This window comes from Alcanivorax sp. HI0044 (genome assembly GCF_001634945.1).
On record NZ_LWEZ01001396.1, the window covers coordinates 1 to 615 of the forward strand.

The 615-nt window shown below is 48.9% G+C and carries 1 protein-coding gene; it reads right to left on the minus strand.

Annotation, left to right across the window (positions count from 1 at the left end; genetic code table 11):
• Window positions 1-604: hypothetical protein (locus A3730_RS20625; RefSeq protein ID WP_156501278.1), on the minus strand; the 604-nt coding region annotated here is incomplete at its 3' end.
• Window positions 605-615: the final 11 nt, after the last annotated feature.

The window sequence follows — 615 nt, forward strand, 5'->3', positions numbered from 1 at the left end:
CCCGGGATCTATGGTGCTGCGCTATATTTCTCCATTGATTTAGCCTGACACCCCAAGGGGGCGGCGCGAAGAGATCCGGAACGCCCGCTGTCCGGGATAACTCATCCACAATATTCCCGAGCTTCAATTTTTTGATGTCATCAAAACGTGGATTCTTTCCACGAATGATGCGCACCTGAGCCAAAACATCGCGGAGAAGAGGCTGAACATTTGCCTCAATCAGAGCTCCAATATTTCGAAATACTTCGTACTTAAAGTCATGTAGGTCAAGATCATCCTTTGGCTCCTCAAAATATAGGCTACTCCAATACTCAGATAGACTTTCTGCAATAGCAGGTTCCGATGCGGCACAAAGCTGGTAGCAAGCTTGGGGATTGAGTTCTGATGCATGCCGATAAATTTCCAGCACATGGTTGAATGCGTGCAGCGCCCAAGAATTTTCTTTAAGCCGAACCAAATTAATCGCTTGTGGAGCAAGTACGTCCACAGCGAGTTCCTCCAACCGCTCTAGGCTTGAGAAATACGGTTTTAAGACCTCCACAATGAACGCCTTTATCTGTTCTGGCGTCACCCCAGCTTCGGCCATCGCGACAAATGGATTCACGCGGGCCCCGG